Annotated in this window: 15 protein-coding genes; 8 read left to right on the top strand and 7 right to left on the bottom strand. The window is 57.5% G+C overall.

Annotated elements, in window-relative coordinates; translation table 11 throughout:
* Positions 1-75 precede the first annotated feature (75 nt).
* Entirely contained in the window at positions 76-1,551 is a 1,476-nt protein-coding gene (gene zwf / locus C2E15_RS12170) for a glucose-6-phosphate dehydrogenase (RefSeq protein WP_104957599.1), read from the top strand.
* A gap of 211 nt (positions 1,552-1,762) precedes the next feature.
* Entirely contained in the window at positions 1,763-2,401 is a 639-nt protein-coding gene (locus C2E15_RS12165) for a bifunctional 4-hydroxy-2-oxoglutarate aldolase/2-dehydro-3-deoxy-phosphogluconate aldolase (RefSeq protein ID WP_104957598.1), read from the top strand.
* Between the two features lie 38 nt (positions 2,402-2,439).
* On the opposite strand, the gene purT is transcribed toward C2E15_RS12165, so the two are convergent.
* The gene (purT, locus tag C2E15_RS12160) at positions 2,440-3,618 is read right to left on the bottom strand and encodes a formate-dependent phosphoribosylglycinamide formyltransferase (RefSeq protein ID WP_104957597.1); all 1,179 of its coding nucleotides are present in this window, start codon (positions 3,616-3,618) and stop codon (positions 2,440-2,442) included.
* Between the two features lie 136 nt (positions 3,619-3,754).
* On the opposite strand from purT, the gene C2E15_RS12155 reads away from it, so the two are divergent.
* From C2E15_RS12155 to C2E15_RS12145, 3 genes are all read left to right on the top strand, one after another.
* Complete coding sequence (locus C2E15_RS12155; RefSeq protein WP_104957596.1) at positions 3,755-4,069, top strand: YebG family protein; 315 nt, start codon at positions 3,755-3,757, stop codon at positions 4,067-4,069.
* 298 nt (positions 4,070-4,367) lie between these two features.
* The gene (locus C2E15_RS12150) at positions 4,368-5,039 is read left to right on the top strand and encodes a tellurite resistance TerB family protein (RefSeq protein WP_104957595.1); all 672 of its coding nucleotides are present in this window, start codon (positions 4,368-4,370) and stop codon (positions 5,037-5,039) included.
* A gap of 127 nt (positions 5,040-5,166) precedes the next feature.
* Positions 5,167-7,230 carry a prolyl oligopeptidase family serine peptidase gene (locus tag C2E15_RS12145; protein ID WP_104957594.1) on the top strand — a complete coding sequence of 688 codons (2,064 nt, stop codon included), beginning with the start codon at positions 5,167-5,169 and terminating at the stop codon, positions 7,228-7,230.
* Here C2E15_RS12145 and exoX read toward each other — a convergent pair.
* Both exoX and C2E15_RS12135 read right to left on the bottom strand, forming a co-directional pair.
* Entirely contained in the window at positions 7,227-7,898 is a 672-nt protein-coding gene (gene exoX, locus C2E15_RS12140) for an exodeoxyribonuclease X (RefSeq protein WP_104957593.1), read from the bottom strand. The genes C2E15_RS12145 and exoX overlap by 4 nt on opposite strands.
* Positions 7,899-7,925: 27 nt before the next feature.
* Entirely contained in the window at positions 7,926-8,153 is a 228-nt protein-coding gene (locus tag C2E15_RS12135; RefSeq protein ID WP_104957592.1) for a DNA polymerase III subunit theta, read from the bottom strand.
* A gap of 127 nt (positions 8,154-8,280) precedes the next feature.
* Here C2E15_RS12135 and yobA point away from each other — a divergent pair, with 127 nt between their 5' ends.
* From yobA to C2E15_RS12120, 3 genes are read left to right on the top strand one after another with little or no spacing between them, the layout of a single operon-like run.
* A complete protein-coding gene (yobA, locus tag C2E15_RS12130) occupies positions 8,281-8,658 on the top strand; it encodes a CopC domain-containing protein YobA (RefSeq protein ID WP_104957591.1) in 378 nt (125 codons plus the stop codon).
* A gap of 2 nt (positions 8,659-8,660) precedes the next feature.
* A complete protein-coding gene (gene copD, locus C2E15_RS12125; RefSeq protein ID WP_104957590.1) occupies positions 8,661-9,536 on the top strand; it encodes a copper homeostasis membrane protein CopD in 876 nt (291 codons plus the stop codon).
* 50 nt (positions 9,537-9,586) lie between these two features.
* Positions 9,587-9,928, top strand: a complete 342-nt coding sequence (locus C2E15_RS12120; RefSeq protein ID WP_104957589.1) for a YebY family protein — start codon at positions 9,587-9,589, stop codon at positions 9,926-9,928.
* A gap of 335 nt (positions 9,929-10,263) precedes the next feature.
* On the opposite strand, the gene C2E15_RS12115 is transcribed toward C2E15_RS12120, so the two are convergent.
* From C2E15_RS12115 to C2E15_RS12100, 4 genes are all read right to left on the bottom strand, one after another.
* Entirely contained in the window at positions 10,264-11,328 is a 1,065-nt protein-coding gene (locus C2E15_RS12115; RefSeq protein WP_104957588.1) for a phage integrase, read from the bottom strand.
* 143 nt (positions 11,329-11,471) lie between these two features.
* Entirely contained in the window at positions 11,472-11,690 is a 219-nt protein-coding gene (locus C2E15_RS12110) for an ogr/Delta-like zinc finger family protein (RefSeq protein WP_084970048.1), read from the bottom strand.
* A gap of 92 nt (positions 11,691-11,782) precedes the next feature.
* Positions 11,783-12,958, bottom strand: coding sequence for a phage late control D family protein (locus C2E15_RS12105; RefSeq protein WP_104957587.1), 1,176 nt, complete (start codon positions 12,956-12,958; stop codon positions 11,783-11,785).
* The gene (locus C2E15_RS12100) at positions 12,952-13,479 is read right to left on the bottom strand and encodes a phage tail protein (RefSeq protein WP_104957586.1); all 528 of its coding nucleotides are present in this window, start codon (positions 13,477-13,479) and stop codon (positions 12,952-12,954) included. The genes C2E15_RS12105 and C2E15_RS12100 overlap by 7 nt, the downstream gene beginning before the upstream one ends.

Genomic DNA, 13,479 nt, shown 5'->3' with positions numbered 1-13,479 from the left:
TGAAATAAAATTACAATAAGAGCTGAGCCAGTCGGGAATTTTCGGCTCAACTCATCCTGCAACGAGGAGATAAGAATGGCGGTAACACAAACAGCCCAGGCATGCGATCTGGTCATTTTTGGCGCCAAAGGCGATCTGGCGCGCCGGAAACTGCTGCCTTCCCTGTATCAGCTGGAAAAGGCCGGGCAGATCCATGAGCAGACCCGAATTATCGGCGTTGGGCGTGCGGAATGGGATAAAGCGGAATACACCAAAGTGGTGCGTGAGGCGCTGGAAACCTTCATGAAAGAGAAAATCGACGAAGCGCTGTGGGATCGCCTCAGCAACCGCCTCGATTTCTGCAACCTGGACGTGAACGACACCACGCACTTCGCGCGTCTGGGTAAAATGCTCGATCAGAAAAACCGCGTCACCATTAACTATTTCGCTATGCCGCCCAGCACCTTCGGCGCCATCTGCAAAGGCCTCGGCCAGGCGAAGCTGAACGCCAAACCGGCGCGCGTAGTGATGGAAAAACCGCTCGGCACCTCGCTGGAAACCTCGCAGGAAATTAACGATCAGGTCGGCGAATATTTCGAAGAGTGCCAGGTGTTCCGCATCGACCACTACCTTGGTAAAGAGACGGTGCTGAACCTGCTGGCGCTGCGCTTCGCCAACTCGCTGTTCGCCAATAACTGGGACAACCGCACCATCGACCACGTGCAGATCACCGTGGCGGAAGAAGTGGGCATCGAAGGCCGCTGGGGCTACTTTGATAAAGCGGGCCAGATGCGCGATATGATCCAGAACCACCTGCTGCAGGTGCTGACCATGATCGCCATGTCGCCCCCCTCCGATCTCAGCGCCGACAGCATCCGCGATGAGAAGGTCAAAGTGCTGCGTTCGCTGCGCCGCATCGACCATACCAACGTGCGTGAAAAAACCGTGCGCGGCCAGTACACCGCCGGCTTCGTGCAGGGCAAAAAAGTGCCGGGCTATCTGGAAGAAGAGGGCGCCAACAAGGCGAGCAACACCGAAACCTTCGTCTCTATTCGCGTCGATATCGACAACTGGCGCTGGGCGGGCGTGCCGTTCTACCTGCGCACCGGCAAGCGTCTGCCGACCAAATGTTCTGAAGTCGTGGTTTACTTTAAAAACCCGGAAATGAACCTGTTTAAAGAGTCCTGGCAGGAGCTGCCGCAGAACAAGCTGACCATTCGCCTGCAGCCGGATGAAGGGGTGGATATCGAGATCCTGAATAAAGTGCCGGGTCTTGATCACAAGCATAACCTGCAGACCACCAAGCTCGACCTGAGCTACTCCGAGACTTTTAATCAGTCTCACCTGGCGGATGCCTATGAACGTCTGCTGCTGGAAAGCATGCGCGGCATTCAGGCGCTGTTTGTGCGCCGTGACGAAGTGGAAGCGGCATGGACATGGGTCGACTCCATCATCGACGCATGGTCCGCCGATAACGAGGCGCCGAAGCCGTATCAGGCTGGCACCTGGGGGCCGGTCGCCTCTGTCGCAATGATCACGCGCGACGGCCGTTCCTGGAACGAGTTTGAATAACACTGAGTGACTAAGCCCGCGAAAAGCGGGCTTTTTTTTGCCCTGACGCGCTTATCTGAAAAAGTGAACCGCAGTTTCAAAAACTGCTGAAGGGCGTGGACGGCCGCGAATAAAATCGGGTATGGTATTGAGCGTTTCCTTTGCTGCGCGGATGCGCGCCATTATTGCCAGTGGTCGGATGGGTTCGCTGGCCTGACAGGAGAGTAGAACGATGAAAAACTGGAAAACAAGCGCTGAGGCGATTCTGACAACCGGACCGGTCGTGCCGGTGATCGTGGTTAACGATCTGGCGCACGCGGTGCCGATGGCTAAAGCGCTGGTGGCAGGCGGCGTAAGGGTGCTGGAAGTGACGCTGCGCACGCCGGTGGCGATGGATGCGCTGAAAGCGATCATTCAGGAAGTGCCGGATGCCATCGTCGGCGCCGGAACGGTAATCAATACCCAGCAGCTGGCGGAAGTGACCGCCGCCGGCGCCCAGTTTGTCATCAGCCCGGGCATCACCGAGCCGCTGCTGCAGGCGGCGGTGGAAGGCACCGTTCCGCTGATCCCCGGCATCAGCACCGTTTCCGAACTGATGACCGGAATGCAATATGGCCTGCGCGAATTTAAATTCTTCCCGGCGGAAGCGAATGGCGGGGTGAAAGCGCTGCAGGCGATTGCCGGGCCTTTCCCGCAGGTGCGCTTCTGTCCGACCGGCGGCATTTCGCCGAAAAACTACCGCGACTATCTGGCGCTGAACAGCGTGCTGTGCATCGGCGGCTCCTGGCTGGTGCCGAATGACGCGCTGGCCTCCGGCGATTATCAGCGTATTACCGAACTGGCGCGCGAAGCCGTCGCCGGCGCGCGTTAAGACATAGCGGCTCTCTCGCTGCGGGAGAGCCGTCCGCCTCAGCCGCTGACCTGCACGACGGCCGCGGCGGCCACCGCCCGCGCGACCGCTTCTTCTGTGCTTTCCCCGGTCGCCAGCGCGACGCCCATTCGCCGTTTTCCTTCCACATCCGGCTTGCCAAACAGCCGCAGCTGCAGACCGGCGCCCAGCGCCTGCTCAAGGTTACCGTAGCGGACATCGCCGCTGCGCAGTTCCGGCAGGATCACCGCCGAAGCGGCGGGACCATACTGACGTACCGCGCCGACAGGCAGACCGAGAAAGGCGCGTACGTGCAGCGCGAACTCCGACATATCCTGCGAAATTAGCGTCACCATGCCGGTGTCGTGCGGGCGTGGCGAAACTTCGCTGAACACCACCTCATCGCCGCAAACAAACAGCTCGACGCCGAACAGGCCGAAACCGCCCAGCCCGGTCACCACTTTTTCGGCGACCGCCTGAGCGCGCTGCAGCGCCAGCGGGCTCATCTGCTGCGGTTGCCAGGATTCGCGGTAGTCGCCATCCTCCTGACGGTGACCAATCGGCGCGCAGAAGTGAATGCCGTCCACCGCGCTGATAGTAAGCAGGGTGATTTCAAAATCGAATTTCACCACGCCTTCGACGATCACTTTGCCGGCGCCGGCGCGGCCGCCCTGTTGCGCATACTCCCACGCCTGCGGCAACTGCGCCGCTTCGCGGATAAAGCTCTGCCCCTTGCCAGAGGAACTCATCACCGGCTTAACGATGCAGGGAAAGCCGATCTCTTGCGCCGCAGCGATAAACGCCTGCTGGCTGTCGGCGAAACGGTAGGAGGAGGTGGGCAGCCCCAGGGTTTCCGCCGCCAGGCGACGGATGCCTTCACGGTTCATGGTCAGACGCGCCGCGCGCGCGTTGGGTACCACGCGCTGGCCCTGCTGCTCCAGCTCGAGCAGCGTATCGGTGGCGATCGCTTCGATTTCAGGCACCACGTAATCGGGACGCTCCTGAGCGATCAGCGCTTGCAGCGCTGCGCCGTCCAGCATATTGATCACATGGCTGCGGTGCGCAACATGCATCGCCGGCGCATCAGCGTAACGATCGACGGCGATCACCTCCACGCCCAGCCGCTGGCATTCTATCGCCACTTCTTTACCCAATTCGCCGGAGCCCAGCAGCATAACGCGTGTCGCGCCCGGACGCAGCGCCGTTCCAAGAGTCGTCATAATCTCTACCTGAAAAGTGAAGAAGAAAAACGCGCGCAGTATATACGAAAACGTTTGCGTACGCAGCTGTCGGGAAAGCTTGATCTCAATATTGGGCCTGCTATACTGTATAAAAATACAGTAATCGAGGTGAGTCATGGCTGTTGAAACCAAATTTGTAGTGGTGAGAAAAGGTGAAGAAAAGATGACATTTGCCAGCAAGAAAGAAGCAGACGCATACGACAAAATGCTCGATATGGCGGAGGCCTTTACTGACTGGCTGTTGCAGAGCGAGCTGTCGCTGGATGAGGCGCAGTTTGAAAACCTGGGCCTGTTCCTGGCCGAGCAGAAAGATGCGGTGCAGCATATTCTGCGCACCAGCAAGCTGCCGGAAGCGCAGCCTGACAATGCCGCGCCGAAAGCGGCTGATGAAGAGAGCAGCAAAAAGGTGCGCGCCGTTAAGGCAGCCTGATCAACATTGCAGCCTGACGAATATCAGCCACACTTTGTTCAGAAGAGGTTGAGCAGAGCGGGGCTACCCGCGGGTCAGGCAGAGCTGCGGTCGCGTGCTTAGCAGGCGGCCGCATCGTTTCAGACAACGCGCCGGGGCGCCTGAGCGTGTAACGGTATCGCGTTCGTTTTATTATTTTGTCTGTCCTGCCTGACGCCGCGCCGGTTTTCCGACGCGGCGTTTTCATCTGTTTGCTTCCGCTTACGCTTCTTGACGTCCGGTGCTTCAGACTGAAACGCATATTGCGAAAGGAGAGACTATGAGTAACTGGCTGCAGCAAATTCAACAACTGTTAGGCAACAAAAATCTCGGCAACGCGGGCGCGAAAGCGCAGGGTGGCAGCGAAGCCTTAAATAAGATGCTGGCGCCCGGCGCGCTTGGCAGCCTGGCGGGCCTGCTGATCTCCAGCAAAACCTCGCGCAATTTGCTGACCAAATATGGCAAAAACGCACTGATTATCGGCGGCGGCGCGGCGGCGGGCACCTTGTTGTGGAACAAATACAAACAGCGCGTGCGCGAAGCTCATCAGGACGAGCCGCAGTTCGGCCAGCAGACGACCCCGGTCGATCAGCGGGCGGAGCGTCTGATTACCGCGCTGGTGTTCGCCGCCAAGAGCGACGGCCATATCGACGGCGATGAGCGTAAGGCGATTGAGCAGAACATTCATCAGGCGGGCTACGGCGAACAGGCGGAAGCGCTGATCCAGCAGGCGATCAATCGTCCGCTCGATCCGCACTGGCTGGCGCAGGGCGTAAAAAATGAGGAAGAGGCGCTGGAGCTTTACTTCCTCAGCTGCGCGACCATCGATGTCGATCACTTTATGGAGCGCAGCTATCTGAAAGAGCTGGGCGACGCGCTGAAAATCCCGCCAGACGTACGCGAAGAGATTGAAAAAGATATCCGTCAGGAAAAAGAGAAGCTGCCGTCCTGATTTTCTGTTGTTAAGGCCTGACGCCGCCTGGCGACAGGCTGCCTGCTGCTTTTTACCGCTCACCGCTTGGCAATCATGGCCTTAGCTGCCACCCTTAATGGATGTTTGTCTGGAAACAGTAACCGTTATGATGCCACCTAAAGCAAAAAAAGTTGCCCATGAGATGACGCTGCACGGCGATACACGCGTCGATCACTACTACTGGCTGCGTGACGATCAGCGCGACGATCCTGAGGTGCTGGATTATCTGCACGCGGAAAACAACTACGGCCACAAGGTCATGCTGTCGCAGAAGGCGCTGCAGGATCGGCTGCTGAAAGAGATGGTCGGGCGTATTTCTCAGCAGGATTACAGCGTGCCGTACGTGAAAAACGGCTATCGCTATCAGAGCCGCTATGAAGCAGGCAACGAATACGCCATCTATCTGCGCCAGCCGGCGGAAACGGACACGCCGGACGAGTGGGAGACGCTGCTTGACGCCAACCAGCGCGCTTCCCACAGCGAGTTCTATACCATGGGCGCGCTGGACGTCAGCCCCGATAACCGTATTATGGCGCTGGCGGAGGATTTCCTCTCGCGCCGCCAGTACGGCATCCGCTTCCGCAACCTGGAGACCGGTAACTGGTATCCGGAGGTGCTGGAGAACGTCTCACCCAGTTTTGCCTGGGTCAACGACTCAAAAACCCTCTACTATGTGCGTAAAGATAAACAGACGCTGCTGCCTTATCAGGTATGGCGCCACAATGTCGGCACGCCGCAGCAGGATGATGAGCTGGTTTATGAAGAGAAGGACGATACCTTTTACCTCAGCGTGCATAAAACCACCTCGGAGCATTTCGTTTTAATCGCGCTGCACAGCACCACCACCACAGAAATTCACCTGCTTGACGCGGAATATGCCGATGCGCGCCCGCGCGTCTTCGTGCCGCGCCGCAAAGGGCATGAGTATACGCTTGACCACTACGATCACCGCTTCTGGCTGCGATCCAACCGTGACGGCAAAAACTTTGGCCTCTACCGCACCAGCTATCTGGATGAGTCGCGCTGGGAGACTATTATCGCGCCGCGCGACCATGTGGTGATGGAAGATTTCCAGCTGTTCCGCGACTGGCTGGTGGTGGAAGAGCGTCAGCGCGGGCTTTCCAGCCTGCGGCAGATCTGCTGGCGCACCGGCGAGACCTTCGGGATCGCCTTCGACGATCCTGCTTATGTCACCTGGCTGGCCTTTAACGCCTCGCCGGAGACCAGCAAGCTGCGCTACGGCTACTCCTCAATGACCACGCCCACCACGCTGTTTGAGCTGGATATGGATACCGGCGAGCGGCGCGTACTGAAGCAGACGCAGATTAACGGCTTCGACTCCGCCAACTATAAAAGCGAGCATCTCTGGATCAAGGCGCGCGACGGCGTCGAAGTGCCGGTGTCGCTGGTCTATCACCGCCAGCACTATCAGCCGGGCAAAAATCCGATGCTGGTATATGGCTATGGCTCCTACGGTTCAATCATGGATGCCGATTTCAGTTCCAGCCGGCTGAGCCTGCTCGATCGCGGCTTTATCTATGCGCTGGTTCACGTGCGTGGTGGCGGCGAGCTGGGGCAGCAGTGGTATGACGACGGCCGTCTGCTGAACAAGATGAACACCTTCAACGATTTCCTCGACGTGACCGACGCGCTGGTGCAGCAGGGTTATGGCGATCCGCAGCGGCTGTACGCCATGGGCGGCAGCGCCGGCGGGCTGCTAATGGGCGCGGTGATCAACCAGCAACCCGATCGTTTTCACGGCGTGGTGGCGCAGGTGCCTTTTGTGGATGTGGTGACCACCATGCTGGATGAGACCATCCCGCTGACCACCGGCGAATATGACGAGTGGGGCAACCCCAACGATCCGCAGTACTACCACTATATGAAGCAGTACAGCCCGTACGACAATGTCGGCGAGCATCACTATCCGCATATGCTGGTGACGACCGGGCTGCATGATTCGCAGGTACAGTACTGGGAACCGGCCAAGTGGGTAGCGAAACTGCGCGAGCAGAAGAAGGATGAAAACCTGCTGCTGCTCTGTACCGATATGGACTCCGGTCACGGCGGTAAATCGGGGCGCTTTAAATCTTATGAGGGCGTCTCGCTGGAGTTCGCTTTTATCATCGGGCTGGCGCAAGGCACGCTGCACAGCGGTAGCGGCTATTAATCTTCCTGATTAACCTGCTTCTGTAGCGCGGTGCGCAGGGCAGGTTTCAGATCCGGGATAGCGTTCAGCATCCAGCGCAGATAGCCGGGATCGCGTTTCGCTACCTCGGCAATGGCGCGACCCCGATATTTGCCGAACGGCATCACATCCAGCCCACCCGAGGCCGAGGTGCCAACAACGCCCGTCATGCGCGGCGCGTCCCAGCCGGAGGTCTCCATAATGCGGATCAGCAGCGCGGCGGTGACGTAGCAGTCATACAGCGCGCGGTGCGCATGGAGATCGGCGGGCGGCGTCACCTCCAGCTTCAGATGTTCGCGCAGCGCCTGGTTGCCGTAGCGCAGGCCTGGCCAGAGCTGACGCGCCAGCTTCATGGTGCAGATCCATTCGCCGTGCATCTCCGGCAGCATGCGACGGTCGAAGCTGGCGTTATGCGCAACGTAATAAGGGCTGCCGTGATAACGGTGGATCAACGCCTCGATCGGCGGCTTATCGGCCACCATCGCTTCGGTAATGCGATGCACCGCCATCGCCTGACGACTGATGGGACGGTCGGGGCAGACCAGATCGCTCATGGGGTTAACGATTTGTCCGTCAATCACGTCGACGGAAGCGATCTCAACGATACCGCCCTGCAGGCCGCAGGTTTCAGTATCAATAACGCGTAGCATAGAGCCTCTTAGCGCGTGGGCGCACTGTTATTTCTTCGGTTCCCAGGGCAGGCGGGAAAGATTAAGCGACGCCTGTCGATGATGCATCAGGCGCTGGCGGAACCAGTCGCGCAGCGCTTCCGGCTGCTCGCGCTCTACGATCTCCGCCACCACCGGCATATTGTAACGCTCTTTAAACGCGACGCCTGCTGCGGCTAAATCGACGTTCACTTTATCCTTCTCATCCTGCGATAGTGTTGCCAGGTTGTTACTCATTTTTTGCTCCTCTGTATAAGCACGACGCGGCCCGGGCGGATCGCCGTTATTGCCTCGACAGCTTTCGGTACGGAGAGTATGCTGCGGCCTCGTCGGTGACAACCACGATAGTTTACAGGATGAAATCATGTTGAAAAACCGCATCTCTGCTTTACCTGGCGCAGCCCTCCTGGTACTGGCGGTCGCCTTTTCTCCGGCTGCGTTGGCCCATGCCCACCTGAAATCACAATATCCCGCCGCCAACGCGAAGGTTGAGGCATCTCCGCAGGCGCTGACCCTGACCTTCTCTGAAGATATCGAACCGGCGTTCAGCGGCGTAGAAATCCTTGGCGCAGGCCAGCAGGCAATGCCGACTGCAGAAGCCGAGCGCGCGCCGCAGCAGCATAACCAGCTGATCGTGCCGCTGGAGAAACCGCTTCCGGGCGGCAGCTACCAGGTTAACTGGCACGTGCTGTCGGTGGATGGCCACAAAACCAAAGGAAGCTACACTTTCAGCGTGAAGTAACCATGACGCTGGAATCGCTTTATATCCTCTGCCGTTGGCTTCATTTCAGCGCCCTGATGCTGCTGACCGGCAGCGCCTTTTATAGCGCGCTGCTGGCGCCGCGTCGTTATCGGCCGCTGCTTAGCCGCCGCCTGATGCCGACGCTGACGGCCAGCGCGCTGTTGGCGTTGCTGAGCGCGCTGGCGATGCTGGCGTTGCAGACCGGCCTGATGAGCGGCGACGGGCGCAATATCGCCCAACCCGCCATCTGGCGCGCGGTGCTGCATACCGGCTTCGGCCAGGCGTGGCGCATTCAGCTGCTGTTCGCGCTGCTCGCCTGCCTGAGCCTGGCGGCGCGCGGCGCATGGCGGCAGCGTATGCTGTTGTTGTGCGGCATTGTTCAGCTTGGCGGCCTGGCGCTGGTGGGGCACGCGGCGATGCTGGACGGCTGGTGCGGATCGCTGCAGCGCATTAACCATGCGGTACATCTTGCGGGCGCCGCGTTCTGGACCGGCGGCCTGATGCCGCTGCTATGGCTGATGCGCGACGCGCGGCAGCCGGCATTGCGCGCCGATGCGATACGCGCCATGATGCGTTTTTCGCGCTATGGGCATCTGGCCGTGGCGCTGACGCTTATCAGCGGCGTTATCAACACCGGGTTGATCGTCGGCTGGCCGTGGCCGGCGGAGAATGACTACCGGCTGCTGCTGCTGGTTAAAATCGGGCTGGTAGCGTTGATGGTTTGTACCGCGTTGTTTAACCGCTACTGGCTGGTGCCGCGTTTTCGTCAGCCAGACGGCAGGGCACAGCAATGGTTTGTGCGCGCAACGCAGTTTGAACTACTGACTGCGGTGGTGGTGGTCTTTTTAGTCAGCTTTTTCGCCACGCTGCAGCCGTAATAACAGAAAGCCCGGGGCTTCGGGCAAGCGTAAGACAATAAGGTAATGCAATGAAGAAAATCATCGGATTGGTACTGGCGATGGGATGCTGCACCAGCGCGCTGGCGGCATCGGAAGTGATCACGATCAGCCGTTTTGAAATCGGCAAAGATAAATGGCCGTTTAACCGTGAAGAGGTGATGCTCACCTGTACCAAAGAGCATGCGCTGTTTGCCATTAATCCCAGCACTCTGATGCAATACCCGCTGAATGATAAAGCGGCGCAGAAAGTGGCCTCGGGTCAGGCGCAGGCGCAGCCGATTGCCGTGATCCAAAATGATGACCCGCAGCATCCGGGGCAGAAAGCCAGCCTGCAGCCGATTATCGATCGCGCGGAAAAGCTCTGCAATTAATGCTGACGGCGCGGCCGGGCCGCGCCATTTTCCTGTAGTCAATGCTGGCGCTAAGCGACAGCTCTCCGTTACAGTTCTGCCGTTAACCTCACAGAGTTCAACTCTTCTTTGCAGCCTGTTTACATCTGGCTGGAAAATCCGCACGTCTGTTCTACGCTTTAAAAGGCAAGGCGACATCGCCTGCATCAATGCCAACTTTTAGCGCACGGCTCTTAAATGAGCCATTTCCCTGGACCGAATATAGGAATCGTATTCGGTCTTTTTTTATTTATACTTTATAAACAATAAGTTAGTGAAAAATCAGTCACTTAATCATTATCCTGTTACCTGCTGTTTTACCCTGTTGGATCTTCTACCGCCATTTTGTCGCCACTTTTTTTAGCTATTAGCGCCAGTGGGTTGCAAGAGACTGCATCTTCTAAATGGTCTGGTGCGAAGTGGGCGTACCGCATCGTTACCCGAATATCTGAGTGTCCCAATATACGTTGCAGCACAAGTATGTTTCCTCCAGCCATCATAAAATGGCTTGCGAAGCTATGACGTAAGACGTGGCTCATCTGGCCTTCAGGTAACTCAATACCAGCCAGGCGGATTACGCGATAGAACTGGCGGTAACACTCAGCAAAATAACGTCCTTCTTTGTATTTAAGCTCTTCATACAATGCTGCGCTAATGGGAACGGTGCGGTTTTTTTTGCCTTTGGTGTTAACGAAGGTGATTTTTCTGGGTGACAGCTGGGAGGCTTTCAAATTTGCCGCTTCGCTCCAGCGACAGCCCGTAGAAAGACAGATTTTAATAATCAGGGTCAGGTCGGGATTCCCATGCTTTTCGCAGGCGGCAAACAGTTTCTCTATTTGTGACTCTGTCAGCCAGGCCATTTCCTTTTCCGGTTGATCAAATTCACGAATATTTTTAAGTGGGTTGGGGTAGGTGATTTCACCGAGACGTTCCAGCTCATTGAAGAGCGCCCGCAAAAAAGCATGCTCACAGTTTATTGTCCCGGGGGAAACTTTTAAGGATTTAGCGCTGGTTTTATAACCATTCTCGATTAACCCCTGAAGCCTTCGATCACGGTAGTGGGCCCAATCCTTCGGGGTAATATTGGCTGCGACAGGATCGCCCATGCCTTTGCAAATAATATTGAGCTTACCGAGCCTGCCTTTGCGGTCATTCAGCGAACAACCATGCAATTTATACCAGAGATCTACCAGTTCACTAAGACGACGGTTATCTTCTTTTTCAGCGAGCCAAGGTTTGGCTTTGGTCTCTTCCTGCGTGTACTGTTCGAATGCAATGGCCTCCGCGCGCGTTTTAAACTGACGCCTGACGCGCTTCCCTTCACGGCCGTTGAGATAGCATTCACAAAGCCACTTGCCTGTCTTGAGTTTCCTTATTGCCATAATCAATCTCACGTTCTGAAACGCGAAGTAAATTACTGTATATAAAAACAGTATTCAATGTTTGTTTAAAATCCATCAAACATAAAAAAACCTGCCGGAGCAGGTTAGTATTGAATCGGTAGGCTGGGGAGGGGAGAGCAGTATCAGTGCAGCAGAGAAGGCTGGTTTTGGTATTGGCTGTGCAGGCTGACTTTATTAACTACGCCTGGCGATACGATCACGCTTGCTACGGTTTCGTGCGTCTTGAACGTACAGCTGCAGTTGATGTTCTGACACTGGTGATAGCGTTCTTTGGTCTCACGCGATATGTATCGGCTGCTTTTGGCATGAGCAGCAGTCTGGCAAAGCGGGCAATGCATCATGGTGAACCTACCTTAAACAAGCGAAACAGAGACGATGTTTGCATTTTAATAACTAAACTTGCTTTTGCAAACTAAAGTTTGCTTTGTTTAATTTAAATTTCTTTGCTGTCGTCGGCTTCCGCTTCATAATCCACATCAGACAGCAGCACTTCAAAATCCAGCGTAGTGGTGTAGCCGTTGCCGTTCAGGTTGTGCGTGACCTTGCTGATGAGCCAGGGCTGCGCGTCGATCACTGACTTGAAGCCGCTTACCCTCACTGGCATCTCGGGGAATAAATCGGCCCGGCCCATCGCCAACGTCAGCGAAAACTCCGCAACGCCGCGCTGCAGCTTTTCCCATTTGGCTTTTGCGGCGCGCATGGCCGCCGCTTTGGTGGCGTAAACCGTGGTCAGCGCAAAAACGTTATCTTCACTGCCTGCCAGATATTCCCCTTCACGGGCTTCCGGGGTTTTTGTGGCCGTGACCTTCTTTTTTTTCGCGGCGGGATGCTCCAGTGCGCGCAGATGTTTCTCTTTAGGCTTGCGCTGCAGTTTAACCTTTTTCGGCTTCGGATCTCTGGTATGCAGCCAACTGGCCGTCACGCCGGTATAGGCGCCGCGATCGGCAATGCTGAAGCTGTGCCGGTCGCCGTCCTGGCGGGTCAGCGTCAGCTGCGGGATCGGCTTACCGCCGACTGTCACGCCGCCGCCGGGGCGCATAAACAGCAGGCGTCCCGCCTTGATGGCCGCCACCGCACCATGCAGTGAGGCAAGACGCGTCAGAAATTTAGCGTCGGTCTCCTGCGTCTGGTCGATGTGACGTACCGTAATATCCGTAAACTCAGCCGCAATAGCGGGCGTCAGCTTGTTGCGCTCTGCTATCTGCTTCACCACGGCGCCCAGGGTGGTATCGTGCCAGGACTCCTCGCGACGCGAGTTCAGGGTGCCGCGAAAGTCCGCGCTGCGGGCGCGAATGGTCAGCGTATCCGGCGCGCCGTGATGCTCCACCTCATCCACGGTAAACTCGCCTTTCCCGGTGAGCGGCTGGCCCGCCCAGCCGAGAAACAGTTTTACCACCGCGCCGCGTACCGGCAGCGCCAGCTGGCCGTCGGCGTCGTCCAGCTCAATGTCCAGCTGGTCAGCCTCAAAGCCGCGGTTGTCAGTGAGCGTCAGCGACAGCAGACGGTCGCGCAGGTTCGCGGTCACATCCTTTGCATTCACGGTCAGCCTGAAGTCGGGGGAAAGACGGGCACCTGCCTGCACCGGCAGGCTGCTGATACCCGTCATGATAAAAGCCCTCCTGCGGAAGAAATCACGCTGCCGGCCGCTGACTTAAGGCTGTCGATCGCCGACGTGACCTGGCCCGGCAGGTTGCCCGCACCGCTTATCAGTCCGTCCGCCTGCTTTTTCAGATCGCCGAACATCGCAGCCAGGGACTCATCAACGCGCAGCAGGCTCAGGTTAAAGGTAATTTTGCGCGCGCTGCCGTCGCTGTAAAATTCGCTGTGCGAGTCCGCGAGGCTCTGCGTCACGTACATGCCGTAAATGGTGCCGTTACCGCCTATCAGCGGCCACGCCCGGCCCTCGTCGGCCATCACTTTCAGCGTCAGCAGCGACACCGCGCCGCCGGTGATCTCCGGGCGCAGCTCGCCGCTGAGGGTGATTTTCTCATCCCCTGGCCCGATAAACTGCGCCGCTGCCCGCTGTCCGATGCGGCTGTTTGTCGGCCAGCGGTAGTCAACGCTGCGCTGCAGCTCGTCATAAGGCAGCGTCTGCAGCATGAACGGCAGCATGCCGTAAATCATCATCAT

It is taken from the genome of Mixta gaviniae (genome assembly GCF_002953195.1).
Taxonomy (GTDB): domain Bacteria; phylum Pseudomonadota; class Gammaproteobacteria; order Enterobacterales; family Enterobacteriaceae; genus Mixta; species Mixta gaviniae.
Note: the sequence above shows the minus strand (reverse complement) of the source record. Positions and strands in the feature narration are given on the sequence as shown.

Bases quoted from the DNA above. Each gene is read 5' to 3' on its own strand.
- zwf (WP_104957599.1), top strand. From the start codon at position 76: ATGGCGGTAACACAAACAGCCCAGGCATGCGATCTGGTCATTTTTGGC.
- C2E15_RS12165 (WP_104957598.1), top strand. From the start codon at position 1,763: ATGAAAAACTGGAAAACAAGCGCTGAGGCGATTCTGACAACCGGACCG.
- purT (WP_104957597.1), bottom strand. From the start codon at position 3,618: ATGACGACTCTTGGAACGGCGCTGCGTCCGGGCGCGACACGCGTTATG.
- C2E15_RS12155 (WP_104957596.1), top strand. From the start codon at position 3,755: ATGGCTGTTGAAACCAAATTTGTAGTGGTGAGAAAAGGTGAAGAAAAG.
- C2E15_RS12150 (WP_104957595.1), top strand. From the start codon at position 4,368: ATGAGTAACTGGCTGCAGCAAATTCAACAACTGTTAGGCAACAAAAAT.
- C2E15_RS12145 (WP_104957594.1), top strand. From the start codon at position 5,167: ATGATGCCACCTAAAGCAAAAAAAGTTGCCCATGAGATGACGCTGCAC.
- exoX (WP_104957593.1), bottom strand. From the start codon at position 7,898: ATGCTACGCGTTATTGATACTGAAACCTGCGGCCTGCAGGGCGGTATC.
- C2E15_RS12135 (WP_104957592.1), bottom strand. From the start codon at position 8,153: ATGAGTAACAACCTGGCAACACTATCGCAGGATGAGAAGGATAAAGTG.
- yobA (WP_104957591.1), top strand. From the start codon at position 8,281: ATGTTGAAAAACCGCATCTCTGCTTTACCTGGCGCAGCCCTCCTGGTA.
- copD (WP_104957590.1), top strand. From the start codon at position 8,661: ATGACGCTGGAATCGCTTTATATCCTCTGCCGTTGGCTTCATTTCAGC.
- C2E15_RS12120 (WP_104957589.1), top strand. From the start codon at position 9,587: ATGAAGAAAATCATCGGATTGGTACTGGCGATGGGATGCTGCACCAGC.
- C2E15_RS12115 (WP_104957588.1), bottom strand. From the start codon at position 11,328: ATGGCAATAAGGAAACTCAAGACAGGCAAGTGGCTTTGTGAATGCTAT.
- C2E15_RS12110 (WP_084970048.1), bottom strand. From the start codon at position 11,690: ATGATGCATTGCCCGCTTTGCCAGACTGCTGCTCATGCCAAAAGCAGC.
- C2E15_RS12100 (WP_104957586.1), bottom strand. From the start codon at position 13,479: ATGATGATGATTTACGGCATGCTGCCGTTCATGCTGCAGACGCTGCCT.